The sequence below is a fragment of the Aliihoeflea sp. 40Bstr573 genome (assembly GCF_024105655.1).
Lineage (GTDB): Bacteria > Pseudomonadota > Alphaproteobacteria > Rhizobiales > Rhizobiaceae > Aliihoeflea.
This window is the reverse complement of the sequence record NZ_JAAAMH010000007.1, coordinates 194,096-220,216: the sequence shown is the minus strand read 5'-3', so window position 1 is coordinate 220,216 and position 26,121 is coordinate 194,096. Positions and strand designations below refer to the sequence as shown.

The 26,121-nt window shown below is 64.1% G+C and carries 27 protein-coding genes; 11 read left to right on the top strand and 16 right to left on the bottom strand.

What is annotated here, in order from left to right:
* Nucleotides 1-60 precede the first annotated feature (60 nt).
* The 4 genes from GTK01_RS11415 to fabA all read right to left on the bottom strand — a co-directional run bounded on the left by GTK01_RS11415 (nt 61) and on the right by fabA (nt 2,966).
* Nucleotides 61-276, bottom strand: coding sequence for a hypothetical protein (locus tag GTK01_RS11415; protein WP_252926007.1), 216 nt, complete (start codon nt 274-276; stop codon nt 61-63).
* 72 nt (nt 277-348) lie between these two features.
* Nucleotides 349-1,170, bottom strand: a complete 822-nt coding sequence (fabI, locus tag GTK01_RS11410; RefSeq protein ID WP_252926006.1) for an enoyl-ACP reductase FabI — start codon at nt 1,168-1,170, stop codon at nt 349-351.
* Nucleotides 1,171-1,174: 4 nt separating this feature from the next.
* Entirely contained in the window at nt 1,175-2,395 is a 1,221-nt protein-coding gene (gene fabB / locus GTK01_RS11405) for a beta-ketoacyl-ACP synthase I (RefSeq protein WP_252926005.1), read from the bottom strand.
* Between the two features lie 55 nt (nt 2,396-2,450).
* Nucleotides 2,451-2,966, bottom strand: a complete 516-nt coding sequence (gene fabA, locus GTK01_RS11400) for a 3-hydroxyacyl-[acyl-carrier-protein] dehydratase FabA (protein ID WP_024586724.1) — start codon at nt 2,964-2,966, stop codon at nt 2,451-2,453.
* Between the two features lie 224 nt (nt 2,967-3,190).
* Between fabA and irrA the strand changes: the two genes are divergently transcribed.
* The gene (gene irrA, locus GTK01_RS11395; protein ID WP_252926004.1) at nt 3,191-3,619 is read left to right on the top strand and encodes an iron response transcriptional regulator IrrA; all 429 of its coding nucleotides are present in this window, start codon (nt 3,191-3,193) and stop codon (nt 3,617-3,619) included.
* A 14-nt stretch (nt 3,620-3,633) separates the two neighbouring features.
* Here the strand turns inward: irrA and GTK01_RS11390 are convergent, their stop codons facing one another.
* On the bottom strand, nt 3,634-4,209 hold the full coding sequence (locus GTK01_RS11390; RefSeq protein ID WP_252926003.1) for an SH3 domain-containing protein: 576 nt from the start codon (nt 4,207-4,209) through the stop codon (nt 3,634-3,636).
* Nucleotides 4,210-4,362: 153 nt separating this feature from the next.
* On the opposite strand from GTK01_RS11390, the gene GTK01_RS11385 reads away from it, so the two are divergent.
* The gene (locus GTK01_RS11385; RefSeq protein WP_252926002.1) at nt 4,363-5,364 is read left to right on the top strand and encodes a D-glycerate dehydrogenase; all 1,002 of its coding nucleotides are present in this window, start codon (nt 4,363-4,365) and stop codon (nt 5,362-5,364) included.
* A gap of 50 nt (nt 5,365-5,414) precedes the next feature.
* Here GTK01_RS11385 and GTK01_RS11380 read toward each other — a convergent pair whose 3' ends face one another.
* From GTK01_RS11380 to GTK01_RS11330, 11 genes are all read right to left on the bottom strand, one after another.
* Complete coding sequence (locus tag GTK01_RS11380) at nt 5,415-6,179, bottom strand: molybdopterin-synthase adenylyltransferase MoeB (protein ID WP_252926001.1); 765 nt, start codon at nt 6,177-6,179, stop codon at nt 5,415-5,417.
* Between the two features lie 31 nt (nt 6,180-6,210).
* Nucleotides 6,211-7,350, bottom strand: a complete 1,140-nt coding sequence (recF, locus tag GTK01_RS11375) for a DNA replication/repair protein RecF (protein ID WP_252926000.1) — start codon at nt 7,348-7,350, stop codon at nt 6,211-6,213.
* A 16-nt stretch (nt 7,351-7,366) separates the two neighbouring features.
* Nucleotides 7,367-8,485: a DNA polymerase III subunit beta gene (gene dnaN / locus GTK01_RS11370; RefSeq protein WP_252925999.1), complete on the bottom strand. Its 1,119-nt coding sequence runs from the start codon at nt 8,483-8,485 to the stop codon at nt 7,367-7,369.
* A 170-nt stretch (nt 8,486-8,655) separates the two neighbouring features.
* Nucleotides 8,656-10,200 (bottom strand): chromosomal replication initiator protein DnaA, encoded by a 1,545-nt coding sequence (dnaA, locus tag GTK01_RS11365; RefSeq protein ID WP_371924326.1) that lies wholly within the window; start codon nt 10,198-10,200, stop codon nt 8,656-8,658.
* An 802-nt stretch (nt 10,201-11,002) separates the two neighbouring features.
* Nucleotides 11,003-11,269: a 30S ribosomal protein S20 gene (gene rpsT / locus GTK01_RS11360; protein WP_252925997.1), complete on the bottom strand. Its 267-nt coding sequence runs from the start codon at nt 11,267-11,269 to the stop codon at nt 11,003-11,005.
* 143 nt (nt 11,270-11,412) lie between these two features.
* Entirely contained in the window at nt 11,413-12,186 is a 774-nt protein-coding gene (locus GTK01_RS11355; RefSeq protein ID WP_252925996.1) for an enoyl-CoA hydratase, read from the bottom strand.
* 41 nt (nt 12,187-12,227) lie between these two features.
* Complete coding sequence (mutM, locus tag GTK01_RS11350; protein ID WP_252925995.1) at nt 12,228-13,100, bottom strand: bifunctional DNA-formamidopyrimidine glycosylase/DNA-(apurinic or apyrimidinic site) lyase; 873 nt, start codon at nt 13,098-13,100, stop codon at nt 12,228-12,230.
* Nucleotides 13,093-14,322: a phosphopentomutase gene (locus GTK01_RS11345; protein ID WP_252925994.1), complete on the bottom strand. Its 1,230-nt coding sequence runs from the start codon at nt 14,320-14,322 to the stop codon at nt 13,093-13,095. The genes mutM and GTK01_RS11345 overlap by 8 nt, the downstream gene beginning before the upstream one ends.
* A 71-nt stretch (nt 14,323-14,393) precedes the next feature.
* Nucleotides 14,394-14,990, bottom strand: a complete 597-nt coding sequence (locus tag GTK01_RS11340) for a TadE/TadG family type IV pilus assembly protein (RefSeq protein ID WP_252925993.1) — start codon at nt 14,988-14,990, stop codon at nt 14,394-14,396.
* 12 nt (nt 14,991-15,002) lie between these two features.
* On the bottom strand, nt 15,003-15,566 hold the full coding sequence (locus GTK01_RS11335) for a TadE/TadG family type IV pilus assembly protein (protein ID WP_252925992.1): 564 nt from the start codon (nt 15,564-15,566) through the stop codon (nt 15,003-15,005).
* Nucleotides 15,567-15,671: 105 nt separating this feature from the next.
* Nucleotides 15,672-16,103 carry a pilus assembly protein N-terminal domain-containing protein gene (locus GTK01_RS11330; RefSeq protein ID WP_252925991.1) on the bottom strand — a complete coding sequence of 144 codons (432 nt, stop codon included), beginning with the start codon at nt 16,101-16,103 and terminating at the stop codon, nt 15,672-15,674.
* A gap of 163 nt (nt 16,104-16,266) precedes the next feature.
* Between GTK01_RS11330 and GTK01_RS11325 the strand changes: the two genes are divergently transcribed.
* From GTK01_RS11325 to GTK01_RS11285, 9 genes are all read left to right on the top strand, one after another.
* Nucleotides 16,267-16,785 carry a prepilin peptidase gene (locus GTK01_RS11325; protein ID WP_252925990.1) on the top strand — a complete coding sequence of 173 codons (519 nt, stop codon included), beginning with the start codon at nt 16,267-16,269 and terminating at the stop codon, nt 16,783-16,785.
* Nucleotides 16,786-16,901: 116 nt separating this feature from the next.
* The gene (gene cpaB, locus GTK01_RS11320; RefSeq protein WP_252925989.1) at nt 16,902-17,717 is read left to right on the top strand and encodes a Flp pilus assembly protein CpaB; all 816 of its coding nucleotides are present in this window, start codon (nt 16,902-16,904) and stop codon (nt 17,715-17,717) included.
* Complete coding sequence (locus GTK01_RS11315) at nt 17,714-19,249, top strand: type II and III secretion system protein family protein (protein ID WP_252925988.1); 1,536 nt, start codon at nt 17,714-17,716, stop codon at nt 19,247-19,249. Before cpaB ends, GTK01_RS11315 begins: the two co-directional genes overlap by 4 nt.
* Nucleotides 19,250-19,263: 14 nt before the next feature.
* Nucleotides 19,264-19,962, top strand: a complete 699-nt coding sequence (locus tag GTK01_RS11310) for a CpaD family pilus assembly lipoprotein (RefSeq protein WP_252925987.1) — start codon at nt 19,264-19,266, stop codon at nt 19,960-19,962.
* Between the two features lie 20 nt (nt 19,963-19,982).
* On the top strand, nt 19,983-21,266 hold the full coding sequence (locus GTK01_RS11305; RefSeq protein ID WP_252925986.1) for a CpaE family protein: 1,284 nt from the start codon (nt 19,983-19,985) through the stop codon (nt 21,264-21,266).
* A gap of 68 nt (nt 21,267-21,334) precedes the next feature.
* Nucleotides 21,335-22,825 carry a CpaF family protein gene (locus GTK01_RS11300; RefSeq protein ID WP_252925985.1) on the top strand — a complete coding sequence of 497 codons (1,491 nt, stop codon included), beginning with the start codon at nt 21,335-21,337 and terminating at the stop codon, nt 22,823-22,825.
* 22 nt (nt 22,826-22,847) lie between these two features.
* Nucleotides 22,848-23,852 carry a type II secretion system F family protein gene (locus GTK01_RS11295; protein ID WP_252925984.1) on the top strand — a complete coding sequence of 335 codons (1,005 nt, stop codon included), beginning with the start codon at nt 22,848-22,850 and terminating at the stop codon, nt 23,850-23,852.
* 9 nt (nt 23,853-23,861) lie between these two features.
* The gene (locus GTK01_RS11290) at nt 23,862-24,851 is read left to right on the top strand and encodes a type II secretion system F family protein (RefSeq protein ID WP_252925983.1); all 990 of its coding nucleotides are present in this window, start codon (nt 23,862-23,864) and stop codon (nt 24,849-24,851) included.
* An 88-nt stretch (nt 24,852-24,939) separates the two neighbouring features.
* Nucleotides 24,940-26,103, top strand: a complete 1,164-nt coding sequence (locus GTK01_RS11285; RefSeq protein ID WP_371924325.1) for an AI-2E family transporter — start codon at nt 24,940-24,942, stop codon at nt 26,101-26,103.
* Nucleotides 26,104-26,121: the final 18 nt, after the last annotated feature.

The window sequence follows — 26,121 nt, the reverse complement described above, 5'->3', positions numbered from 1 at the left end:
GCAGGACTTCAACCTGCCGAAGCTTCGTGACGATCTCTTCCGGCTTGTGTCGTTTGTTGCTCATCGTGGTCCTCCTTCATGGTCAAAACCATAACTCAAGGTGGACCCGTTCAGTGGGGCTGGATCACTGAGGCCGACGAGCTCCGCCGGAACGCCGGCAACGCCCTCCATGCCGTAGCGGGCTGCCGTCAGGCCGATCACGAAACTGCCAAGCGTACAGACCGTGACGGTCAGCAGCCGGAAGCTTTTCGTTCGGATCGGGTTTCGAGTCGTCATGCGGAATAACCCTGGTTCACAGAGTTATTACCGCAGACTCGTTAAGAACTGTTTTTCAGTCTCGAGCGGCTCTTACGCCCCTTCACCTACGATCCGGTCAGTCGACTTCAGCTCTTCGAGCTGCGGCATCGAAGTGATGTGATAGCCCGAATCGACATAGTGGATTTCACCTGTTACGCCTGATGAAAGGTTCGACAGAAGATAGAGCGCCGAGCCGCCGACCTCGTCGATCGTGACCGTGCGGCGCAGCGGCGAATTGCGGCTCTGGAACGAGAACATCAGCCGCGCGTCTGAGATGCCGGCACCGGCAAGCGTACGCACCGGCCCGGCCGAGATCGCGTTGACGCGAATGTCGCGCGGGCCATAGTCGTCTGCCAGATAACGCACCGAGGCCTCGAGCGCGGCCTTGGCGACGCCCATGACGTTGTAGTTCGGCATGACGCGCACGGAGCCGGCATAGGTCAGCGTCAGCATCGACCCGCCAGGGTTCATCATCTCGGCCGCCTTGCGGGCGACTTCCGTGAACGAGTAGCACGAGATGACCATCGTGCGGGTGAAGTTGTCCTTCGTCGTGTTCGCGTAAAGGCCCTTGAGTTCGTTCTTGTCTGAAAAGCCGATGGCGTGGACGACGAAGTCGATCGTTCCCCACTCGGCCTTCAGCGCGTCGAAGACGCTGTCGATGGAGGCGGAATCCTCGACGTCGCAGGGCAGGACGAGCTTGGCGCCGACCTTTTCCGCCAGCGGCTTGACGCGGCGGCCGAACGCCTCCCCTTGGTAGGTGAAGGCGAGTTCCGCGCCATGCTCGGCAAGCTGCCTGGCGATGCCCCACGCGATCGAATGGTCGTTCGCGACACCCATCACGAGCCCGCGTTTGCCCTTCATCAGTCCTTGCATCGGATCAGCCCTGATAGCGCTGGAAGACCAGCGTTGCATTGGTGCCGCCGAAGCCGAACGAGTTCGAAAGCGCGATGTCGACCTTGGCGTCGTCGATGCGCTTGCGCACGACGGGCATGCCTTCGAATTCGGGATCGAGATTTTCGATATGCGCGCTCTCGCCGATGAAGCCGGCCTGCATCATCAAGAGCGAATAGATCGATTCCTGAACGCCGGCGGCGCCGAGCGAGTGTCCCGTCAGCGACTTTGTCGACTGGATATGCGGGATCTTGTCGCCGAACACTTCCCGGATGGCGCCCATTTCCTTGCTGTCGCCGACCGGCGTCGAGGTGCCATGCGTGTTGATGTAGTCGACGTCGCCTTTCACGGTGGCAAGCGCCTGGCGCATGCAGCGCACCGCGCCCTCGCCGGAAGGGGCGACCATGTCGTAGCCGTCCGACGTCGCGCCATAGCCGACGATCTCGGCATAGATCTTGGCGCCCCGCGCCTTTGCCGTTTCGAGGTCCTCGAGGACGAGGACGCCTGCGCCGCCGGCGATGACGAAGCCGTCGCGGCCCTCGTCATAGGCGCGGGAGGCGACTTCCGGGCGGTCATTGTACTTGGACGACATCGCGCCCATGGCGTCGAAGAGGTTCGACATTGTCCAGTCGAGATCCTCGTGGCCGCCGGCGAAGATGCGGTCCTGCTTGCCGAACTGGATCAACTCATAGGCATTGCCGATGCAATGCGCCGAGGTCGAGCAGGCCGACGAGATGGAATAGTTGACGCCATGAATCTTGAACCAGGTGGCGAGCGTGGCGGACGCGGTCGACGACATCGCCTTCGGCACGGCGAACGGCCCGATGCGCTTGGGGCTGCCCTTCTCGCGGGTGATGTCGGCAGCTTCGACTATCTGGCGCGTGGACGGGCCGCCCGAGCCCATGATGATGCCGGTGCGTTCATTGGTGATCTCGGCTTCGCCTAGTCCCGCATCGGCGATCGCCTGCTCCATGGCGACATGGTTCCATGCACCGCCCTTCGACAGGAAGCGCATGGCGCGGCGGTCGACGACCTCGGCGGGATCAAGGTCGGGCTTGCCCCAGACCTGGCACTTGAAGCCGTGCTCGGCGAACTCGTCGGAGAAGGAGATGCCCGAGCGCGCGTCGCGCAGTGACGTCGTCACCTCCTCGGCATTGCTTCCGATCGAGGAAACGATTCCCAAACCCGTGATGACGACGCGTCTCATATGGCGCTCCATTTGATGGCGGGCAATAACTTGTCCGCAAGTGTATCGGGATGCCTTAGGCAGCTTCCTGCTTCGACAGACCGACCTTGAGGTCGGTTGCCTTGTATATCTGTTCGCCGTCCGCCTTCAGCCAGCCATCGGCGATGCCGAGGACGAGGCGGCCGCGCATGACGCGCTTGAAGTCGACGCCGTATTCGACCTTCTTCACCGACGGCGTCACCATGCCCTTGAACTTCACCTCACCGGTCGAAAGGGCCATGCCCTTGCCTTCCTCGCCGAGCCACCCAAGGAAGAAGCCGGTCAGTTGCCACATGGCGTCGAGCCCGAGACAGCCGGGCATGATGGGGTTGCCCGGGAAGTGGCAGGGGAAGAACCAGAGGTCGGGCTTGATGTCGAGTTCGGCGCGCACGAAGCCCTTGTCGAACTCGCCACCGGTCTCGCTGATTTGCGTGATCCGATCGAACATCAGCATCGGAGGAGCGGGGAGCTGTGCATTGCCCGGTCCGAACAATTTGCCCTCTGCGCAGGCAAGAAGGTCCTCGTAACCGTAGCTTGATTTCTGGTCAGCCATATCGCTCCGTCCCGTTGGCACGGCCATCATGCGACCGTTTGAGAAAGTCCCTAGCATAGTCGGTTTGCGCGAGGAAACCGCGCTCCGCGCTTAACGCGCCTGTCTTTGGCGGTCAATGTGCCGCTATTGATCGTGGTCGGCATACCGAATATATCTTGCTGGGAACGCTGCCTGGGAAATTGGGCGGCAACACGATTTCCAAGGGCAAGTTTATCGGCGAGAGAATGGCCTCAGGCAGCGAGACCTCCCCAGTTGATATCGAAATGCGCGTCAGGCGTGCCGGACTTCGTCCGACCCGCCAGCGCATCGCGCTTGCCGATCTTCTGTTTGCACAGGGCGACCGTCACCTGTCTGCTGAAGAGTTGCATGAGGAAGCGCAGGGTGCCGGCGTCGCCGTTTCGCTGGCGACCGTATACAATACGCTCCACCAGTTCACCGAAGCGGGTCTGTTGCGCATTCTCGCCGTCGAGGGTGCCCGCACCTATTTCGACACCAACACGTCGGACCACCACCACTTCTTCGTCGAAGGCGAGAACCGCGTGATGGACATCGAGCACGGACCGGTCTGCGTGACCAATCTGCCGACGCCGCCGGAAGGCATGGAAATCGCGAATGTCGACATCGTCATTCGCCTGCGCCCGAAGAGCCGCTGAACTGATCTGATCGGTCAGTTCGTGTAGGTTTCGCCCGGATAGGCGCCCCATACCTGCGCTTGCTCGATCCATCCGCGATGGCCGGCGAAGTCCATCTCGCACCATTCACCGTTGCAGGCCTGGATCGACCCGATGACGCCCGGCTCCAGATAGGCGCGGATCGCCGCAGCACGGTTCGCCGCGCCATAAAGATTGACCTGAACGTCGTCTTTGCCCTTGTGCCAGGGCGCGACAACAGCGGTCCGGTTGCCGGAAAGAAGCGACTGGTTGATCCAGCCTTCCGCGCCCTCGGCATCGCGCACGCGGCGCCAGTTGTCGTATTCCTGGATGATTTCGACCGGCAGGCCCGACTTCAAATACATCCACTCGACGGCATAATTGGTGCCCGGACCGACACGCAGGTTGACGCGGTTGGCGCGCAGGCTGACGAAGCGCGGCAGGGGCAAGCCGCTCGGGCCGACCTGCTGCGCATATGCGGCCCCTTGCCCGATGACGCCCGAAAGCCCCACACTGCCGAACGCCAGCACCGCTGCGAGGACCGTAAGGGTCGCACGGCGAAGGAGCGAGGAGGAAGCGGTGCGGTCCTGCATGGTCGAGACGAGCCTTTCTGAGGCGCCATTCCTGTGGGCGCTGCCAGCGGCGAGCGGCAGAACGGCGCCACGCGGAAGATGCGGGTGATTCCGGTTCCAACTATCCGCGTTCTTGGTTAAAGAGGTCTCAACGCGTCAGGATTCGAGGAACCCATGGCAGGCCGCAAGAAGCCTATGGTCGTCATTACCCGCAAGCTCCCCGATCAGGTCGAAACGCGTATGCGCGAGCTTTTCGACGCGCGCCTCAATGTCGACGACCGGCCGATGACGCAGCCCGAACTCGTCGCGGCGATGCGCGAGGCGGACGTGCTCGTGCCGACCGTCACCGACCGGATCGATGCGGCGCTGATCGAGCAGGCTGGGCCGAATCTCAAGCTGATCGCGAATTTCGGCAACGGCGTCGACAATATCGACGTCGTGAGCGCATCCAGGAAGGGCATCACCGTCACCAACACGCCGAACGTCCTCAACGAGGACACGGCGGACATGACGATGGCGCTGATGCTGGCCGTGCCGCGCAGGTTGGTCGAGGGTGCGGCCGTGCTGAGCGAGGACGGCAAATGGCCCGGCTGGTCGCCGACCTGGATGCTTGGGCGGCGCATCTGGGGCAAGCGTCTCGGCATCGTCGGCATGGGCCGCATCGGCACTGCCGTTGCGCGCCGCGCCAAGGCGTTCGGCCTGTCGATCCATTATCACAACCGCAAGCGGGTTGCGCCGAAGATCGAGGATGAGCTGGAGGCGACCTATTGGGAAAGCCTCGACCAGATGCTGGCCCGTATGGACATCATCTCGGTCAACTGTCCCTCGACGCCGGCGACGTTCCATCTCCTTTCGGCCCGACGCCTCGCGCTGATGCAGCCCTCGGCCTATGTGGTCAATACGGCGCGCGGCGACATCATCGACGAGGATGCACTCATCAGGATGCTGCAGGACGGCAAGTTGGCCGGCGCGGGCCTCGACGTCTTCGAGCATGAGCCGGCGGTCAGCCCCAAGCTGCTGAAGCTTGCCGCAAAGGGCCGCGTCGTCATCCTGCCGCATATGGGCTCTGCGACGATCGAGGGCCGGATCGACATGGGCGAGAAGGTGATCATCAACATCCGCACCTATTTCGACGGCCACCGTCCGCCGGACCGCGTATTGCCGCTCAAGGTCTGACGTACTGGACCGAAAAGTGGAAACCGGTCTTCGGAAAATCCGATGCGCCGCTAAACCCTGGCGGCGCGGTATTTCACGATGTCGAAGCGCGCCCCGAGCGCATCATAGAGCAGGAGCCGGCCGACCAGCGGCTCGCCGGCGCCCGTGACGAGCTTGATCACTTCCATTGCCTGCAGCGTGCCGATGACGCCCGTCAGCGCGCCGACGACGCCCGCCTGCGCGCAGGACGGAACGAGGCCGGCCGGCGGCGGCTCGGGGAAGAGATCGCGGTAGGACGGGTTCTGCCGTCCGTCCGGCCCGGTCTCGAACGGTTTCAGCACGGTGAGAGACCCGTCGAACCGGCCGACCGCGCCGGTGACGAGCGGAACACCGGCCGTCGCGCAGGCATCGGCGAGCGCATAGCGCGTGTCAAAATTGTCCGAACCGTCGACGGCGATGTCGTAGCCTTCAAGGAGACCGGCGGCATTGTCGGCCGTGATGCGCATGGCGTGGAGTTCAACCTTCACATGCGGGTTGAGACGACCGATCGCTTCGCTGGCGCTTTCCCCTTTCGCCATGCCGACTGCGTCGGTCGCATGGATCACCTGCCGCTGGAGATTGGACAGCGAGACGTGGTCGTCGTCGACGATGCCGAGCGTGCCGATGCCGGCTGCGGCGAGGTATTGCAGGACCGGCGCGCCGAGCCCACCCGCGCCGATGACGAGGACGCGCGCGCGCTTCAGCTTCTGCTGGCCCGGCCCACCGATCTCGGCCAGCACGATGTGGCGCGCGTAGCGCTCGAGTTCGTCGTCGGAAAGGGCAGGGGGCTGGTTCATGGCTGGATGGTAGCGGCGGGCGCCTCTTTTGTCATCGCGGCGAGATCGTGCCGGCATTCACGTCCAGGAATTGCGCGCGGCCGTCAAGGCTGGAGAACAGCGCGGCGTCGGTGCCGGTCATGAACGCCTGGCAATCGAGCTCGGTGAGGATCGAAAAGAGCGCGGCGCGCCGGCCGGGATCGAGATGGGCGGCGATCTCATCGAGAAGCAGGATCGGCGTCGCGCCGGTCATCTCGGCCACGAGCCGCGCCTGCGACAGGATCATGCCGGTCAACAGTGCCTTCTGCTCGCCGGTCGAGCACAGCGCGGCGGGCATTGCCTTGGGCCTGTGCGCGACGGTCAGGTCCGAGCGGTGCGGGCCTTCGAGCGTGCGCCCCGCTGCCCGGTCTCGCGCGCGATTGTCCGCAAGCCGTTCGATGAAGGCCGTCTCGATGTCGACAGCGGGCGCGGTGCCGACCAACACCTCGAGGACCCCATCGAGCGCGACGTCCGATTTCGGGAACGGTCCGCCGTCGGGCAGTTTCTCGACCATGCCGGCGAGCAGCCCGACGAGTTCCATGCGCGCCGAGGCGATGGCGACGCCTGTTTCGGCCATCTGCGTCTCGATGGCTTCGAACCAGCCGTCGTCGCGGCTGCCTTCGGCGAGAAGCCGGTTGCGCCCGCGCATCGCCTTCTCGTAGTCGAGCGCGCGTCGGCCGTGCTGCGGATCGATGGCGAGGACGAGCCGGTCGAGGAAGCGGCGACGGTCGCCTGCCGGACCGTTGAAGAGCGAATCCATCGACGGCACGAGCCAGATGATGCGCAGCCATTCGAGAAGGTCATCGGCGGATTTCGCCGGCACGCCATTTATGCGCACACGCCGCGCGGGCTCCACCACGCCCGGCTGGTCGGACAGCGTTCCGGTGCCGATCGACACCTCGCCGAACGGCCCCTCGACCTTTGCGTTGATGGCGAAGCCGGTGGAAGCAGCAGCGGTCGCGATATCCTCATGCGCGGCACGGCGCAGGCCGCGGCCCGGCGTGAGGAACGAAATGGCTTCCAGGAGATTGGTCTTGCCGGCGCCGTTGTCGCCGGTCAGCACCACGGGACCGCGCTCGAGCGACAGCGTCAACTGGCCGTAATTCCGGAAGTTCGTAAGCGTCAGCTTACGGATTGCGGTTTGCTCGGCCAAGTCCCGTGTCCGGCGATCAGACGCGCATCGGCATCAGGACGTAGAGCGTATCGGCATCCGCGCCATCCTGGATCAGCGTCGGCGAGCCGGCGTCGGCGAGCAGGAACTGCGCTTCACCACCCGACAATTGCGCCGCGACGTCGAGGAGATACTTGGCGTTGAAGCCGATCTCCAGCGGATCGGCCGAATAGTCGGCTGCAACCTCTTCGGTCGCGCTGCCCGAATCCGGGTTGTTGACGGCGAGCGTGACCATGCCGTCGCCGATGGAGAGCTTGACGGCGCGCCCACGCTCGGACGACACGGTCGAGACGCGGTCGACGGCCTGCGCGAAGCTCTGGCGATCGATCAGGAGCTTCTTGTCGTTGCCGGTCGGGATGACACGCTGGTAGTCGGGGAAAGTGCCGTCGATCAGCTTGGAGGTCAGCACGACGGAGCCCATCGTGAAGCGGATCTTGGTGTCCGAAAGCTCGATCGAGACCTGAAGGTCGGGCTGGTCGACGAGCTTTTGGAGTTCGGAAACAGTCTTGCGCGGGATGATGATGCCCGGCATGCCCTCGCAGCCCGAGGGCGCTTCCGTTTCGGCGCGCGCCAGGCGATGGCCATCGGTCGCGACCGAACGCAGGCGAAGCCGCCCGTCGGCCTCGATCGCGTGAAGATAGATGCCGTTGAGATAGTAGCGCGTCTCCTCGGTCGAGATCGCGAACTGCGTCTTGTCGATCAGGCGCTTCAGCGCCTCGGCGGGCATCTGGAAACGGTGGGTGAAGGAGCCGGCCGTGAGCTCGGGGAAGTCCGACTGCGGCAGGCACTGAAGGCGGAAGGAGGAACGGCCGGAGACGACCGACATCGCCTTGCCGCTCTCGTCGAGCTTCAGCATCACTTCCGACCCGTCCGACAGTTTGCGCACGATGTCGTAGAGAAGGTGTGCGGGAACGGTCGTGGCGCCGGCCTGCTCGACGCGCGCGGGCGTCGCTTCGGTCACTTCGAGGTCGAGATCCGTGGCTTTCAGCGATAGGCCCTCGCCATCGGCGCTCAAAAGGACGTTCGACAGAATCGGGATCGTGTTGCGCCGCTCGACCACCCGGTGAACATGGTTGAGCGACTTGAGGAGGTTCGACCGTTCGAGGATGACGCGCATGACCGATTATACTCGCGAAGGACTTGATGGCAGGGCTTCCTGGCGGCCAGAGCGGCGCCGGAAACGGGTGGGCAGACTGACAGGAAATCCGGCGAAAACGCAAGTCCGGGCCACAACGAGCGGCCCGGAAGCATGTCAAAGGCGTGGATAGACCGTGCCCAGCGGTTTGTTCAGGCCTGGTCCGAGATCAGGCGCTTCAGGAGTTCGAGTTCCTGCGCCATCTTGGTGTCGCCGTCGGAAAGTCCCTCGATCTTGCGCACGGCATGGAGGACCGTTGTGTGGTCGCGCCCGCCGAAGCGCCGTCCGATCTCCGGCAGCGAGCGCGGCGTCATGATCTTGGCGAGATACATGGCGATCTGGCGCGGCTTCACGATGGTGCGCGTGCGGCGGTTGGAGAGAAGCTCCGTCTTCGACACGTTGTAGTGGCGCGCCACGATGCGCTGGATGTCTTCGATGCGCACCCGCTTGGGCTCGCCCGAACGATACATGTGGCCCAGCAATTCGTCGATCCGGTCGACCGACAGTTGCGGCTCGAAGGACTGGCGGAACAGGAGCTGATTGAACGCGCCCTCGAGCTCGCGGCCCGAGCCTGTCACGGTCTGCGCGACGTGCTCCAAAATGCCGTCGGCGATGGCGATCGACGGGTCCTCCGAGGCGGCGGCGGCAAGGCGCTGCTGCAGCATCGAAAGACGCATCGAGAAGTCCGGCGTCGCCATTTCCAGCGCGACGCCGCCATTGAGGCGCGAGCGCACGCGCGGCTCGAGCGACTCCAGCTCGGAAGGTGGCCGGTCGGCAGCTACGACGACCTGGCGCGCGCTGTCGAGCAGCGTGTTGATGAGATGGCAGAATTCGTGCTGGATCGACTTGCCTTGCAGAAACTGCATGTCGTCGATGATCAGGAGGTCGATGTCGCGAAGCTGTTCCTTGAAGGTCAGCGCATTGTTGTCGCGGATCGCGGTTGCGAAGCGCCACATGAAGTACTCGGCCGTGAGGTAGACGACGCGCGATTGCGGCCGGCGCTGCAGCGCTTCGGCGGCAATCGCCTGGAGGAGGTGCGTTTTGCCCAGCCCCACGGAAGCGTGGAGGAAGAGCGGGTTGAAGCGCACCGCATTCGACGCGCTCTCCGCGACGGCGCGGGCGGCGGCAAAGGCCACGCGGTTCGAAGGGCCCTCGACGAACGAGGCAAACGTGTAGCGGCTGTCGAGTGGAGAGCCGAGGACAGACTGACGCTGCGCAAAGGACTCGTTCGACGCCGCGCGCGGCTGGCCGGCCGGAACGCCGGTGCGGACGGGCATCTGTGTCACGGTGGCACTGGCAAGCGCGCGCGGCTTGCCGGGCTGGATGTCCTCGTCCTCGACGGCCTTGACGGGCCGGGTGGCGCTGCGCACCACGATCTCGACCTTCAGGACGGACGGGTCCGACTGCTTCCACAACTCGCCGATCAGGTCGCGGTAGTGGCCGTTGATCCACTGACGCAGGAAGGCCGTCGGCACCGAGAGGCGCACGATGCCCCGTGAGGCCTCGGCGACCTGCATCCGGCCGAACCAGCTCGAATAGACGTCATTGCCCAGGCGCGCCTTCAATTGCGCGGTCACACGTTCGAATGTCGCTCCGGCCCCCGGTGCGCTGTCGCCTTCCATCTGATGTTGTCCCTCGACCTTCAATTTCGAAAAGGAGGTGCTTGCCCGCGCACCCGCTTCGACGCCGCTTTGCATATTGAGTGTCCCTGTTGTGCGAGCAGCATGGCGCGTCTTCCTCGACGATGACCCGGCCTGCTGCTTCCTCGTTTGGTCTGACCTGAACCTCGGTCGCTGCCGAAGTGTGTGATCCCTTCATTTGCCGGCACGAACGCCGGCCCCGTTCCCCAAGCCCCCCTGGGCAATAGCTGGCCGTCCAGCCAGAAAGGCCGGTGGCATGGCCGTCAGTCCTGACGGCGAAATCGACTATTATGGTGTTGAAAGCGGACAAGCCAATGACGTGCGCAGACACTGGCGTCCACGTTGTCCGGCATGTCGGAAATGGCGAAATCCGCAGGTTTCCCTGCCCCTCTCAACGGGACCGACATTACAAAAGGCGGCGCCGGACAGGCAAGACCGCCGTAACGGATTCTTCACCTCTGCAACCTGGATCGGGCCTCCAAAGCGCCCGCCCAAATCCGTCGCCGGCGCATAAACCGTTTTGATTCAAAACCTTTTTGGCCGGCCGCCGATTTTGCCTGTGGGCTTCAAATAATTTTCCAAAAGGCGCCTTGACTCATCGCCGGCTTCGCTGGGTGTGGCTCTCATTTGGCGGGCTTCAAAAGACCCCGGGTAAGATATTGATTTCAAACAGAAAAACATGCTGACCGAAAGCCTGTGCATAACCATGGGGAAGGGTTGGCGCGATCTGCGATTCTTTCGTCGGCAAGTCGTTGCAATCGATGACATTTGCCTTCCCCGGCGGCAGGAAATCCGTTCACAGGGCACAAAAAAACCCGGCTCGAAGCCGGGTTTTCTCAAAATTCCAGGTCGCGTCGTATCAGGCTTCGAGAGCCTTCACGCGATTGGCCAGGCGCGAGACCTTCCGCGAAGCGGTGTTCTTGTGGAACACGCCCTTGGAGGCGGCGCGCATCAATTCCGGCTGGGCGGCGCGGAAAGCTTCCTGGGCGGCGGCCTTGTCGCCGGACAGGAGGGCTTCCTCGACCTTGCGCAGGAACGTGCGAACACGCGAGCGGCGGTTCTTGTTAACAGCCGTGCGGGCAGCGATCTTGCGCGTTGCCTTTTTGGCCGAAGACGTATTGGCCATCGAATGCCTCTCTTCAGTGTCTCTTTGCGTGGACGCGCCGAACGAGCAGGAGCCGGGCGCAAAAACAATTGGGGCAGCCCGCAAGCTGCCTCAGTCGTCGGGGCTTATAGTCGAGCCGCCCCCTTGCGTCAACGCCTATCGGCCTAGCGATTGCGGAAATTCGCCGAGCGCTTCTCGGAGAAGGCGGCCATGCCTTCCTTCTGGTCGTCGAGCGCGAACATGGCGTGGAAGACGCGTCGCTCGAAGCGCAGGCCCTCGGCGAGGAAGGTCTCGTAGGAGCGGTTGACGGCCTCCTTGGTCATCATCACCGCCGGCAGCGAGAATTCGGCGATCTTCGCGGCAGCCGTCAGGGCTTCCTCGATGAGTTCGCCCGCCGGCACAACGCGCGAGACAAGGCCGGAGCGCTCGGCCTCGGCGGCGTCCATCATCCGGCCGGTGAGGCACATGTCCATCGCCTTCGACTTGCCGACGAAACGGGTGAGGCGCTGCGAGCCGCCCATCCCGGGCATGACGCCGAGCGTGATCTCGGGCTGGCCGAACTTGGCATTGTCGGCTGCGATGATGAAGTCGCACATCATCGCAAGCTCGCAGCCCCCGCCGAGCGCGTATCCCGACACCGCGGCGATGATCGGCTTGCGTATGCGCGTGAAGGCGTCCCAGCCGGAAAAGAAGTCCTGCATGTACATGTCGACATAGGACTTCTGCTGCATCTCCTTGATGTCTGCACCGGCGGCAAAGGCCTTCTCCGAGCCGGTCATCACGATCGCGCCGATCTTGGGATTGGCCTCGAACGCCTCGGCGGCGGCGACCACGTCCTTGAGCATTTCGGAGTTGAGCGCATTGAGCGCCTTGGGGCGGTTGAGCGTGATCAGGCCGACACGGCCGCGGGTTTCGACGAGAATGGTTTCGTAGGCCAAGCTATCCTCCTGCGCGCAAGACTGCGTTCGACATGGGATAGCTAACGCTGGCAGGCGGAGCAATAGAAGGTGGACCGGCCCGACTGCACAACCCTTTTGACGACGCCGGCGCAGCCTTCGCGTCGGCAAGGCTCGCCCTCGCGGTCATAGACATTGAAGGAATGCTGGAAATAGCCGAGCGAGCCGTCGGTCAACTGATGGTCGCGCAGGGTCGAGCCACCGGCGGCAATCGCATCGGCAATGACGGTGCGGATGGCGTCTGCAAGCCGCGCGGCGCGCCGTCCCGACACCGTTCCGGCCAGCCGCTTGGGCGAAAGTCCGGCCCGCCAGAGCGCTTCGCATACGTAGATGTTGCCGAGCCCGGCGATCAGTTTCTGGTCGAGGAGCGCGGCCTTGAGCGGCGAGCGGCGGCCAGCAAGAAGTGCGGCCAGAACCGCGCCGTCGAGTGCGTTTCCCGTCGGCTCGATGCCGAGCGAGGCAAGAAAGGGATGGGCGTCAAGGTCGTACGCCTCGGCAAAGACCATGAAGCCGAAGCGGCGCGGGTCGTTATAGACGACGCGGTGCGTCCTGCCGCCTCGTTCCAGGTGGAGGACGACATGGTCATGCGCGGCTAGTTTGGTGCGTTCGTGACGGAAGTTGCCGGGCATCTCCTGGCTGTCCTCGTCATGGATGCGGAACGAGCCCGACATGCCCAGATGCGCGATCAGCACGGGATCCTTGTCGAGATGGATGAAGAGGAACTTCGCCCGCCGGCCGACCGACACGATCCGCCGCCCTTGAAGCCTTGCCGCGAAATCTTCCGGAAAGGGAAAGCGCAGATCCGGCCGGCGCTGCTCCACCGCGACGATGGTGGCGTCTTCCATCACGGGGGCGAGCCCGCGACGAACCGTTTCAACCTCGGGAAGTTCAGGCATCGGCGGCAATCGCGCCGTAGAAGGATCGCCCGTGCGGACCTGGCGAAAGCCGCAGATGCGCGGCGACCGTCTCGCCGATATCCGCGAAGCTCTTGCGCACGCCGACCGCGCCGGATTTGAGGCCGGGCCCGGTGCCGATGACGGGAACCTGCTCGCGGGTATGATCCGTGCCGCGGAAGGTCGGATCGCAGCCATGGTCGGCGGTCAGGAGCAGAAGATCGCCTGGGCGGAGCTCTTGAAGCGCTTCCGGCAGGCGCCGGTCGAAGGCTTCGAGCGCAGCGGCATAGCCGGCAACGTCGCGCCGATGGCCGTAAAGCGCGTCGAAGTCGACGAAGTTTGCGAAGACGAGATCACCGTCCCTGGCGTCTTCCATCGCTTCCAGCGCGCGGTCGAACATCGCCATGTTGTCGGGGCCCTTGCGCAGGTGCGAGACGCCCCGATGGGCGAAGATGTCGCCGATCTTGCCGACTGCGAGCGAGCGGCCGCCGCTGGCGATCACCCGGTCCATCAGCGTCGGCTCGGGCGGCGGCACAGCATAGTCGCGTCGATTGGACGTGCGCTGGAACGTATCGGCAGTCTCGCCGACGAAGGGGCGCGCGATGACGCGGCCGATATTGAGCGGATCGACGAGGCGGCGCACTGTCTGGCAGAGCATGTAGAGCCGTTCGAGCCCGAAATGTGTCTCATGCGCGGCGATCTGGAAGACACTGTCGGCCGAGGTGTAGCAGATCGGCTTGCCGGTGCGGATGTGCTCCTCGCCATGGCGCGCGATGATGTCGGTGCCCGATGCGTGGCAATTGCCGAGAATGCCGGGAACGCCGCCTTCCGCGACGACTGCGGCGACAAGATCGTGGGAAAAGGCAGGTCCTTCCTCGGGGAAATAGCCCCAGTCGAAGGTGACGGGAACGCCGGCCATCTCCCAGTGTCCGGAGGGCGTATCCTTGCCGCTCGAAACCTCCTGCGCGGAGCCGAAGAAGCCGTCGACGCCATTCGCGGCCGGCTTTCGTCCGGCGGCGAGGTCGGCGGCGTGGAAAAGGCCGAGCCGCGCCAGGTTGGGAAGGTGGAGCGGACCCTGGCGAAGGCCGGGCCTGTCGGCCTCGCCGCGCGCACAGCTTTCCGCGATGTGGCCGAGCGTGTCGGACCCCGCATCGCCGAACCGTTCGGCATCCGGGGCATGGCCGATGCCGAATGAATCGAGCACGAGAAGGAAGGCGCGGCGCATAGGTTGGTCCATCTGTCGCGATAATGGCGACAGATAGGGCTATGCCGGGGGCGTTGCAAACGTCGCCAGCCTCAACAGTCGCCGCATCTGACGTCGGCGGACATGCGCGGGCGCAGATAGTACTGCTCGCTCATGTTCAGCGTGCTGAAGGCCGAAGCCAGTCCGAGCGAGGCCTTCTGTTCGGCGGTCCATGCGATGACGGGCTTGTAGCCGAGTTCCGTGGTGACCCGTACGAGATGGGTGCCGACCACGCGCAACTGCTCGGGAACCACCGTTTCGGTGTTCTTCGGCACGGCCTGGGATTTGTGGTTGCCTTCGATCTGGCGCGACCACTCGACGACGGCCTTGGGATTGGCTTTGTCGCCCTCGATGCCGATATGCTCGATGATGATCGTGGGACGCGAACGGCTGTAGGGCTGGATGATCGCAGCGCCGATATCCAGAATCTGGTCCACGTCCACGCGCGGGACCTCACGCTGTTGCGCGACAAGGTCACCTACCATGGAGGCGATACGGCCGACCTTCTTGTTGGTCTCGATCGCCTGCGACACTTCCATGGTCATGAAATAGAGAACGAGCAGGATCGGCGCGATGAACGCGAATTCGATCGCGGCCGCGCCGCGCGTGTCCGCGCGTAGGCGTTTGGCGGCACTTGCAATGGATCGCATCATCGGGCCGCCTCACTCCGCATAGGGTTCGTTCTGCCAGGTGACGGTTGCGAAATGCAGCACCTTGCCACCATTGATGGTCGACATGGACAGCCGCATCATGTCGGTCATGACCGGCCAGCGATAATAGACGCGCAGCACGTTTTTCGACTCGGCGCCGCCGGAAACCGCATCGAAATCCGTGTCGTCGAGATCGCCATTGCTGTAGGGCGTGCGCAGCGCGGCAGCCTGCGCGAAGGTCTCAAAGGTCTGCAGATCGACCTCAAGCCCTGGGCAACCGGCCGAAACAAGAATCTCCATGCGCTGGCAGATGCGGTCGCGAAGCTGATCGTGGCTGAGTTGGTCGGCCCGCAACTGGCCCGTGCGGTAGAGTCGGGCGACGTCGTCGGTCGCGTTGGTCATGACCTGCTGGGCCGCAAAGGAAATGCAGCTTTCAAGGATCGCGAATACCAGGAGCGCGAAAGGGATGACGAGGATCGAGAACTCGACCGCCGTGCTGCCGTCGCGTCGGCGCACAAAGGCGCTGAGCAGCCCCTTGCGGGCAGATGGCGCAGTGACGGATGCGTGTGTCGGCATTCTTCGGGTCCCGCCTGTTCAACTCCACCGACCACGCTAGCGCAGTCATGTTGAATTGAGGTTGTGGCGGTCGCTAGGATGCGACGAAAAGAATTAACGCCGCGTTCAGGGTGCGCCGATCGTCGTGTCCGAGAGGGCTTCCGCCTCGGTGACATACGCCGCTTCGCACACCGGCGTGCACGAGAGCGTCTGCACGGCGGCGCGGCGATAGATGCGCACCGAATTCACCGACTGCCGCGACACCGTCACCTGCTCGTCGACGATCGGTTGGCCGTCGGCGTCGAGAACGACGAGGTTGGTCACGCCGAAGCCCTTGCCGGTGAGAACCAATGTCGAGGCGTCCTGCACGGAAGCGTCGGCGATTGCAGGGTTGCCGATGATGATCGTGTCGGCAGCGCGCGCGAGCTTGACGATCTTGGCCTGGTTGACGAGGACCGAGATGCCGGCATCCGCCAGCGCAGGAGCCGCGAAGAGCGATGCGGCTCCGGCAAGCGCCAGGCCCGCGATGAAGCGAATGGATGTTGTCGACCGCGCCACGTTTCGGTTCCCTTATTCGGTAATCTTCTGGAAGGTGAAGGAGAATGGTGAATTGGCGGTTAACCGCAAGGCGCCCGTGCAGATTGCATCAAATCCCCCGATCCGTTTCACCAAAGCTTAAGCGTGACCGGTCTAGCTTGCGCCTGTAAAGTGAGGGTTTGTCATGGTCGAAGCGCTGATCCTGGTCATCTTTCCGTTCTGCATGGTCTATGCGGCCGTTTCGGACATGATCACCATGACGATCGCCAACCGCGTCTCCGTTCTTCTTGTCGCGACCTTTCTGGTCGTCGCGCCGCTGACGGGCATGCCTGTGGCGATGCTGGGAATGCACGTCATGGCCGCGGCGGCGGTTCTGTGCGTGACATTTGCGCTCTTCGCCCTCGGCACGATGGGCGGGGGAGACGCCAAGCTTCTCGCAGCGACTGCACTGTGGATGGGATTCGGGATGCCGCTCGCCGAGTATGTCGTCGTCGGCGCAGTCTGGGGCGGCATGCTGACGCTGCTGATCCTCGCCTACCGCAATTCGCCGATCTCCGACGTCACCGGCAATTTCGTGCTCTTGCGCAATTTCGCCGACCGGCGCGTGGGGATTCCCTACGGCATTGCGCTCGGTGCGGCCGGGCTGATGGTGTTCCCGTCCTCGCCCATGGGCGCATGGGCGATACAGTCTCTCGTCAGGTAGAGCGTCGTCAATCGATCGTTAAGCATAAGTGTAAGCTGGTCGTTAACCTTAATTTGACGATTGGTGATGCAAGGTCCGCCCTGGCTTGAAGAAAATGCCGGGTAAAGGGCGCGGACATGGCTCCATCCAGAGTAATCATCCTTGGCGTCGCGGTCGTGGCCGCCGCAGGCGCCGGCTTGATCGCCAGGAACATGGCCTCGGCGCCGCCTGAACAGGTTTTCATCGAAACCGGCCCCGCCGAACCGGCCATCGCGCTGACGGAAGTGCTCGTGATGAGCGGCGACGTGCCGATGGGCGGCGCGCTCGGCGAGCAACTCGCCTGGCAGTCCTGGCCATCCAGCAATGTCTACGACTATTTCATCCGCCGCGACGTCGACCCCGACGCGCTCGAAGAGCTGCAGACCGCGATCGCCAGGGTCCCGATCTATGCCGGTGAGCCGCTGCGCCGCTCCAAGCTGATCGGCGAGGGCCAAAGCTTCATGTCGTCGATCCTGCCGTCGGGCAAGCGCGCGGTCGCGACGCAGATTTCCGCCGACACGTCGGCGGGCGGCTTCATCCTGCCGAACGACTATGTCGACGTCATCATGACGCGCCGCCAGACCGACAGCAGCGGCGTGGAGGCCTACGCGACCGAGACGGTGCTGCGCAACATCCGCGTCCTCGCGATCGATCAGGCGATCCAGGAGGACGAGGAGGGCCGACGGGTCAAGGTCGGCGAGACGGCGACGCTGGAGCTGACGCCCGAACAGGCCGAAATCATCACGGTCGCCCAGCAGATGGCGGATCGGCTGAGCCTGGCCCTGCGCTCCGTCGTCGACACGCAGGAAGTCGTAACCGACCAGGCCGACCACCTCCTTTCGGGCAGCGGGCGCCGCGGCGCCATACGATTGATCAAGTCCGGGCAGGTGTCCGAAGTGGGGGGCCGTCAATGATCGATATCTTCAAGAGAACGTTGATCGGCACCGCCGCGTCGCTGGTGCTGGTAGCACCGCTGACCGGCGCTGTCCTTCTGGCCGAAACGGGGAGCGTCTATGCGCAGGTGCGTATCGCCTCGCAGGCCGCCACCCAGCGCGTCAAGCTCGGCCTGAACAAGTCGATCGTCATCGACCTGCCTGCCGACGCCTACGACATCCTCGTCGCCAATCCGGCCGTGGCCGATGCGGTGACCCGCACTTCGCGGCGCATCTATCTCTTCGGCAAGCAGGTCGGCGAGACAAACATCTTCGTCTTCGGCGCCAATGGCGAACAGATCGTCAGCCTCGACCTGTCGATCGAGCGCGACGTGGCTGGCCTCGAGGATCATCTCAAGCGCTATTTGCCCAATTCGGACATCAGGATCGAACTGATCAACGACAACGTGGTGCTGTCGGGTACGGTCGAAACGCCGCTCGACGCCAAGCGCGCCGAGCAGATCGCCCAGCTCTTCGTCTCCGGCGGTGAGGCGACGACCGGCCAGTTCTCGCAGACCGCGGCCGGCGGCTCGGCCATCGGCGGCGTCGACATCAACAACCCCGACAGCGAGCGCCGCGTCTCGCAGATCGTCAACATGCTGTCGATCATCGGCGAGGATCAGGTTACGCTGAAGGTGACCATTGCGGAGGTCTCGCGTTCGGTCATGCGCCAGCTCGGTGTCAACATGGTCGGCAGCGGATCATCAAACGGGCTTGCATGGTCGGTTCTGGGCGACAATCCGACGGGCCTTGGGAAGCCGCTGTCGAACAGCGGCTTTGGCATAGGAGGATCAGCGCTCGATGCTTATTTCAACGCGATGGAACAATCGGGCGTCATGAAGACGCTGGCGGAACCGACGCTGACGGCTGTCTCGGGTGAAAAGGCGACGTTCCGCGTTGGCGGCGAGTTCAACATGGTCACCGACCGCGACGTTGATGATAACAACAGGCCCGCTTACGAGATCGAGAAAATCGACTACGGCATCGGGCTCGAATTTCAGCCGACCGTGCTCTCGCCCGGCCGCATCAGCCTCAAGTTGCGAACGCAGGTGTCGGAGCCGACCATGGAGGGCTCTGTACTTTTCGAGGGCGGTGCGGCACGGAATCAACAGGGCAATGTTCCGGGCACAAACATAATTTCGATCCGCAAGCGCCTCGCCGACACCACGGTCGAACTGCCCTCGGGCGGCTCGATGATGATCGCCGGGCTTGTGCGCGACGACGTGCGGCAGTCGATCAACGGCCTGCCTGGTCTTTCCCGGGTCCCCGTGCTCGGCGCGCTCTTCCGCAGCAGGGCCTTCGAGCGCAACGAGACCGAGCTCGTCATCATCGTCACGCCCTATCTGGCGCGGCCGGTCGCCCGCAACGAACTGGCCAAGCCGGACGACAATTTCAACCCGGCCTCGGAAGGTGCGGGTAACTTCCTCGGCCGCGTCAACCGCGTCTACGGGACCATGAAGACCGATCGGCCCGCCGGCCGCTACCACGGCGTGGTCGGGTTCATCTACAAGTGAGCGGGGACCGCACGATGTCTGCCCATTCGACCACCTGGAATTCCCGCTTCCTGATCGCCCTCGCGCTGGTCGGTTCGGCCGCCTTCGCCGCCGGCTGCACCCAGCGCGACAGCATCGTCGTCGGTGCGATCCCGGACGACTATCGGACCAACCACCCGATCGTCGTCGCGGAGAAGCAGGAGAAGATCGACATCCCCGTCGGTCTCAACGATTATGACATGACCGGCGTCCAGCGCGCGGCGATCAACGGCTTCATGGCGCGCTACGATGGCAAGGCGGCGCCGATGGTTCATGTGATGGTGCCGTATGGCTCGGCCAACTCGGCCGCCGCCATGCGGATCGCCGGTCAGTTCATCGGCTACATGCACAAGGCCGGCGTGCCGCAGAACCGGGTCGTGCAGCAGCACTACCAAGCACCCGCGGACGCCTCGGCACCCATCCGGCTGACCTATGCGAACATGCGCGCTCAGGTCGCCTCCAATTGCGGCCGCTGGCCGGAGGACATGCTGGCGCGCGTCGACAACAAGCACTGGGCGAATTTCGGCTGTTCCTACCAGAACAATCTCGCCGCGCAGATCGCAAACCCGGCCGATCTGCTGACGCCGCGCGAGTCGACGCCGATCGATGCGCAGAACCGCTCGAACGCGATCGACCAGTATCAGCGCCGTCAGGTCGCGCCGGAATTCATCGGCACGTCCGAGATCAACTACTAGGACAGCGTGGGGGCACCGACATGACGAACCTGGCCTACACCACCGATCCGAACGACGCCATCGTGCCCGATGCAGCCGCCATGCAGGCACTTCGGCCGGTGCCGCGCATCTCGATCCAGGCCTTCTGCGAAACCGACGGCGTCGCGCAGCCGATCGAACGCGCCGCCGAGGACCGCCGCATGGCCAAGGCTCATGTGAAGGTGCACATGGGCGGCATCCAGACCGCGATCGAGTTCTACCACACGGCACCCACGCCCAACCTCATCATCATCGAATCGCGCGACGAACCGCGCGCGCTGATGGGCAAGCTGGAAAAGCTTGCCGAAGTCTGCGACCCCGCGAGCAAGGTCGTGGTGATCGGCCATCACAATGACGTCGCGCTCTATCGCGAACTCATCCGCTTCGGCATCTCCGAATACATTGTCGCGCCAATCTCGATGGCAGACATCGTGGCCGATATCGCCAAGATCTTCGTCGACCCGGACGCCGAGCCGATCGGGCGCTCGATCGCCTTCATCGGCGCCAAGGGTGGCGTCGGCTCCTCGACCATAGCCCACAACATCGCGTGGACGCTGTCGACGCTGTTCCAGTCCGAAGTGGTCGTGGCCGACATGGACCTCGCCTTCGGCACCGCCAACATCAATTTCGACCAGGACCCCGCCCAGGGCATCGCCGAAGCGGTGTTCTCGCCCGAGCGCATCGACGAGGTCTATCTGGACCGTCTCCTGGCGCAGTGCGCCGAGCGCCTGTCGCTGCTCGCAGCACCCTCGACGCTCGACCGCGTCTATGATTTCGAGACCGACGCCTTCGCCTCGCTGATCGAGACCGCCCAGCGCAGCGCGCCGACCGTGATTCTCGACGTTCCTCACGTGTGGACCGGCTGGACCCGCCAGACACTCGCGCAGGCCGACGAAATCGTGGTCACCGCGACCCCCGAACTCGCCAACCTGCGCAACACGAAGAACCTCATCGACATGCTGCGCAAGCTGCGCCCCAACGATTCACCGCCCAAGCTGATCATCAACCAGGCCGGCGTGCCGAAGCGGCCGGAGATTTCGCCTGAGGATTTTGCCGAGCCGCTCGGCGTGCTGCCACTGGCCGTGATCCCGTTCGAGCCGCTGCTTTTCGGCAACGCCGCCAACAATGGCCGGATGCTGGGCGAGACGGACGCGCAGCATGCGATCGTCAAGATCGTGCATGAGATGGCCCACGTTCTGACGGGGCGAAGCGAGATGAAGTCGAAGAAGAAGGCCGGTCTCGGTGACCTTTTGGGCCGGCTGAAGATGAAGAAGAAGAGCGCGTGAGCGCGGCGCGACTGCGGCAGCAACTCATCTGAGGCTCCGATAGCGGAGCCAAGGGAACGGGCGACAAGATGTTTGGCAAGCGTGGAAACGAAGGCGGAAGCCGCAATGTTCCGGAGTTCAGGTCTGCCCCGGCGGCGCCCGTCTCCGAATCCCTGACGCTCGACGAACGTCCGGCCGAACGCGGCGGGGAAAGCTCCCCCGCGCCGAAGCGCGTGGTCAGCCCCGCGCCGCCGATGGCGCCCGAGCCACGCCGCGTGGCGACGCCCACCCGCCCACGCTCGGAAGCCTATTACGACACGAAGAGCCAGGTCTTTTCCGCCCTCATCGACACGATCGACCTGTCGCAGCTCGCCAAGCTCGAGCCGGACGCCGCGCGCGAAGAAATACGTGACATCGTCAACGACATCATAGCGATCAAGAATTTCGCGATGTCGATCTCCGAGCAGGAGGAACTGCTCGAGGACATCTGCAACGACGTCCTCGGCTACGGTCCGCTGGAGCCGCTTCTGGCGCGTGACGACATCGCCGACATCATGGTCAACGGCGCCCGGCAGGTGTTCATCGAAGTCGCCGGCCGTGTCGAGCAGACGCAGATCCGCTTCCGCGACAATCAGCAGCTCTTGAACATCTGCCAGCGAATCGTCAGTCAGGTCGGCCGGCGCGTCGACGAATCGTCTCCGATCTGCGACGCGCGCCTGCCCGACGGCTCGCGCGTCAACGTCATCGCGCCTCCGCTGGCTATCGACGGCACCGCGCTCACGATCCGCAAGTTCAAGAAGGACAAGCTAACGCTCGACCAGCTCGTCAAGTTCGGCTCGATCTCGCCGGAAGGCGCGGAAGTGCTGAAAGTGATCGGCCGGGTGCGCTGCAACGTCATCATCTCCGGCGGCACCGGCTCGGGCAAGACGACGCTCCTCAACTGCCTGACCAACTATGTCGATCGCGAGGAGCGCGTCATCACCTGCGAGGATTCCGCCGAACTGCAGCTTCAGCAGCCGCATGTCGTGCGCCTCGAGACGCGCCCCGCCAATCTGGAGGGCGAAGGCGAGGTCACCATGCGCGATCTCGTCAAGAACTGCCTTCGCATGCGCCCGGAACGCATCATCGTCGGCGAAGTGCGCGGACCCGAGGTGTTCGACCTGTTGCAGGCGATGAACACCGGCCATGACGGCTCGATGGGCACCATCCACGCCAACAATCCGCGCGAATGCCTGAACCGCATGGAATCGATGATCGCCATGGGCGGCTTCACCTTGCCGCAGAAGACGGTGCGCGAGATCATCGTGGGTTCCATCGACGTCATCATCCAGGCCGCGCGCCTGCGCGACGGCTCGCGCCGCATCACCCACATCACCGAGGTGATCGGCATGGAAGGCGACGTCATCATCACGCAGGACCTGATGACCTACGAGATCAAGGGCGAGGATGCCAATGGCCGCCTGATCGGCAACCACGTCTCGAGCGGCGTCGGCCGCCCCGGCTTCTGGGACCGCGCCCGATATTACGGCGAGGAGGCGCGTCTTGCCGCCGCCCTCGAAGCGATGGAAGTCCAATCGTGATGGTACAGGCGGGAGGTCTTCGATGGACATGAACCTGCTGCTCTTCGTTGCGCTGGCCGCCGTCAGCGCAGGCGCGCTCGCTTACGGCCTCCTGTTCTCCCGCGTGCAGAGCGAGAGAACGATCGAGCGCCGGTTCGAGACCGTTCGCAACGCGGAGGCGGACCGCAATGTCGTGCGCGCCTCGCGCGATCGCGTCGCCGAAGCCGCCAAGCGTCGCAAGTCGGTGCAGGACACGCTGAAGGATCTCGAGGAAAAGCAGAAGGCGCGTGGCCAGGGCCGGCACAAGCCGCCATTGAAGGTGCAGATCCGGCAGGCGGGCCTCACCATGACGATCCGCCAGTTCTATGTCGTCTCGGCCGCGACCGGGCTCGTCATGTTCATCCTCTTCATCTTCCTGGGCGCGCCGCTGCTCGTGGCTGCCGGCGCCATGATCGCCGGCGGCCTTGGCCTGCCGCGCTGGTTCGTCGCCTTCAAGCGCGGCCGCCGCGTCAAGGCGTTCCTGGCGGAGTTTCCCAACGCGCTCGACGTCATCGTGCGCGCAGTCAAGTCCGGCCTGCCGCTCAACGATGCCGTCCGCATGATCGCGAGCGAATCGCCCGAGCCGGTGCGGAGCGAATTCAAGCGTGTCGTCGAGCACCAGCAGCTTGGCCTGTCGCTTCCCGAGGCGGTGATGCGCATGCCCGAATCCATGCCCGCCGCCGAGGCGAGCTTCTTCGGCATCGTCATCCAAATCCAGAGCCAGGCCGGCGGCAACCTCTCCGAGGCGATCGGCAACCTGTCCAAGGTGCTGCGCGACCGCAAGAAAATGAAGGCCAAGATCGACGCGCTGTCGATGGAAGCGAAGGCTTCGGCCGTGATCATCGGCGCGCTGCCGATTGTCGTCGCGACGCTCGTCTACCTGTCGAGCCCGGGCTACATCATGCCGCTTTTCACCACCAGCACCGGACATCTCATCCTGCTCATCTCTGGCATCTGGATGGGCATGGGCCTGCTCGTGATGCGCAAGATGATGAACTTCGACTTCTAGGGGCGAACCATGACAGGCTCGGTCGTCAATATCGTTACCGATCCCAGCTTCCTCCTGGCGGTTCTCGTCTCGGTGGCGGTGTTCGCCACGCTGTTCACGGCGCTGCCCGCCCTTTCGGGAAATCCTTTGAAGGCGCGCATGAGGGCCGTCGCACTCGAGCGCGACCAGCTGCGCGCGCAGCAGAAGGTGCGCCTTGCCAACGAGGCCGAGCGCCGCCGCAAGGGCATCCGCGAGCAGGAATCGGTCGGCATGCGCTCGATCGTCGAGAAGCTGGACCTGCGCCGGGCACTCGCCGACGACGCGACGATCGCCAAACTGCGGATGGCCGGCTATCGCGGCCAGAACCCGCTGACGAAGTTTCTGTTCTTTCGCCTGGTTCTGCCCTTCGTCTTCCTTGCCTGCGCGCTCGTCTACGTGTTCGGCATGGGCGCCTTTGCCGAACAGCCGAATTTCATCCGCGGGCTGATCTGCGTCATCGCCGCCTATGCCGGCTTCTATGTCCCGGTGCTCTACGTCTCGAACCAGGCGAGCAAGCGCAAGCAGTCGATCCAGCGCGCCTGGCCGGATGCGCTCGACCTGATGCTGATCTGCGTGGAATCGGGCATCTCCGTCGAGGCTGCGTTCCGCAAAGTAGCCGAGGAAATCGGATCGCAATCGGTCGAACTGGCCGAGGAACTGGTCCTGACGAATGCCGAGCTGTCGTTTCTGCAGGAGCGCAAGCAGGCCTACGAGAACCTTGCGAGCCGCACAGGCCTCGAATCCGTGCGCTCCGTCTCCCAGGCGCTGATACAGGCCGAGCGCTACGGCACGCCTGTCGCCCATGCGCTGCGCGTCCTCTCGGCCGAAAGCCGCGAGGCCCGCATGACCGCTGCCGAAAAGAAGGCGGCGGCGCTGCCACCCAAGCTGACCGTGCCGATGATCCTTTTCTTCCTGCCGGTTCTCTTCGCCGTCATTCTGGGCCCGGCCGGCATCCAGATCTCCCAGCAGAACGTGTTCTAGCCCCGGAACGAAAAGCCATGGCGCCGCGTTTCAGCCGACCCGCCCGAATGCCGCCGGCATTCGCGGCAGGGGAGCCGGTGGAGCCGTCATGAAAAGCGAATTCGATCACGCGGGGCCTTCCGTGCCGCCCGAGCCCGCGCCTGCACGCGATCGGGACCTGCGCCTGATCCGTTCCTTCATGCTGGGGCTGTTCCTCTTCGCAGTCGTCTACGCGCTCTATTTCGCGCGCGATTTCTTCATGCCCATCGTTCTCGCCTTTCTGCTGGCGTTGATGCTGACGCCGATCGTCCGGTTCTTGCGCAAGCGCGGCGTGCCCGAGGCGCTTTCGGCGACGCTGCTGGTCTTCATGTCGATGACCGCGATCGGCACCACAGGCTATTTCCTGTCCGGTCCGGTGGTCGAACTCGCCAACGACGCGCCGGCGATCGGCCAGCGCCTGACCGAGCGACTCGAGGATCTGCGCCGCCCCTTCGAGCGCTTCATGGAGGTCTCGCGCCAAGTCGACGAGGCGGCCGATACGACTTCGGAGCCCGATGTCCAGCGCGTTGTCGTCTCGCAACCCGGCATCGTCTCGCGCGCGGCTGGCAATCTCCTGTCCGGCTCGACGACGGCGGCGATCACCTTCGTCCTGTCGCTGTTCCTGCTCGCTTCGGGGACGATGTTCTACGAAAAGATCATCCAATCCTTCACCCGGCTCAGCGAGAAGAAGCGTGCGCTGCGCGTCGTTTACGACGTGGAGCGGGAGATCTCGCGCTATCTCTTGACGGTCGCGGCAATCAACACGTGCCTTGGAATCGTAGTGGGAACCGGATTGTGGGCGCTGGGCATGCCGATGCCCTTCGTGTTCGGCGTTGCGGCGGGCCTGTTGAACTTCCTGCCCTATGTCGGCGCGGCGATGACCATCATCCTCGTCGCCGTCCTGTCGATCGTCACTTTCGACAGCCTCGCCTATGCGCTCGTGCCGCCCGCCTTCGTGCTCCTGTGCAATATCATCGAGGGGAATTTCGTCAATCCGTTGATCGTCGGTCGTAGGCTGGAGATCAATGCGGTGGCAATCTTCATCGCCGTCGCTTTCTGGTCGTGGCTCTGGGGCTTCGTCGGCGCGCTGATTGCGGTGCCGCTCCTCGTCGTCATCAAAGTATTCTGCGATCATTTCGAGAGCCTCAGCCATGTCGGCAACTTCCTGTCGGCCCAGCAAACGGCCGAGGAGGAGGAAGAGAACCAGGAAGAGGCGCAGCACGTCGCGCCGTAACGTTGGCGGGCGGCATCG